Here is a 1,259-nt window from a genome sequence, read left to right on the forward strand (position 1 = left end):
TGCGCGACCAGTCCCCCGACTTCCGCGAGGCCTGGGACCGGCACGAGGTGATGGCCCCCGCCGGAAAGCGCAAGGAGTTCCGCAATCCCCACGTCGGCCGCCTCACCGTCGACCACACCGACCTGTGGCTCAGCCCGGAGCCCGGCCCGCGCATGGTCACCTACGTACCGGCGGACGAGGAGTCACGGGAGCGCCTGGAGAAGCTCCACGCGATCGCGCTGGAGCGCCGGCCCTGACGCGCCCCGGAGCACCGGGTCGGACGCGCCCCGGAGCACCGGGTCGGACGCGTCCCTGGAGCGCGGGTCCCGACGCCCCCCTGGTGGAGAGCCGGGTCAGACGCCGGCGCCCGCCGCCTGGCGCACCTCGTTCTCCTGGAGGCGGTCGGCCGTGCGTTCCGCGGTGCGCCGGGCCCAGGTGCCGGAGGTGAGGGCACCCAGGATCAGGACGGCCGCGCCGCAGGCGACCAGCACCCACCAGCCGGGCCGCGCGGCCGAGACGAAGGCCTGACGGTACGGGGACGAGCCGATGCCCGAGGCGAGCAGCGCGCCGACGACCGCGACCCCGAGGGTCTGGCCGAGCTGGCGGCTGGTGGAGGCGACCGCGGCGGCGACCCCGGCCTGGGCGCGCGGCATGCCGGAGACGGCCGTGTTGGTGATCGGGGCGTTGACGAAGCCGAAGCCGATGCCGAACAGGACGTATCCGACGGCCAGCGTGCCGTTCGACGTCTCGGCCTCGAAGGCGGCGAACAGCACCGCGCTCGCGGTCATCGCGGCCCCCGCGATCAGCAGTGGCAGGCGCGGACCCCGGCTGCCGACGAGCCGTCCGGACAGCGGCGCGCACAGGAAGGCGGGGGTCGCCATCGGCAGCATCCACAGGCCCGCGTGCAGGGCGTTCAGACCGCGTACGTTCTGCAGGTACAGCGTGGACAGGAACAGGAAGCCGCCGAGGGCCGCGAAGGCGCTGACCGCGATGACGGTGGCCCCGCTGAACGGAGCGGAGCGGAAGAAGCGCAGGTCGATGAGGGGTTCGGCGCGCCGCGGCTCGTACCACAGGAGGCCGAGCAGGGCGGCGAGGGCGATCACGGCGTAGGGCAGGACGGTGGTGAGTCCGGAGTCGGGGGCCTCGATGATCGAGTAGGTGAGCGCGCCGAACAGGGCGATGACCAGCACCTGGCCGACCGGGTCGGGGCGGCGGGCCTTGGGGGCGCGGGACTCGGGGACGAAGCGCAGGGTGAGCAGCAGCGCGGCCAGGCCCACGGG

Annotated in this window: 2 protein-coding genes; one reads left to right on the forward strand and one right to left on the reverse strand. The window is 74.6% G+C overall.

Annotation, left to right across the window (positions count from 1 at the left end; all coding sequences use genetic code 11):
• A partial coding sequence (locus IE249_RS35670; protein ID WP_444544796.1) for an MmyB family transcriptional regulator occupies positions 1-236 on the forward strand: 236 nt, incomplete at its 5' end.
• A gap of 96 nt (positions 237-332) precedes the next feature.
• Here the strand turns inward: IE249_RS35670 and IE249_RS35675 are convergent.
• Positions 333-1,259 (reverse strand): MFS transporter (locus IE249_RS35675; protein ID WP_229857128.1); only part of this gene is annotated, 927 nt, incomplete at its 5' end.

Source organism: Streptomyces anandii JCM 4720, assembly GCF_014650655.1.
GTDB lineage: Bacteria > Actinomycetota > Actinomycetes > Streptomycetales > Streptomycetaceae > Streptomyces > Streptomyces anandii.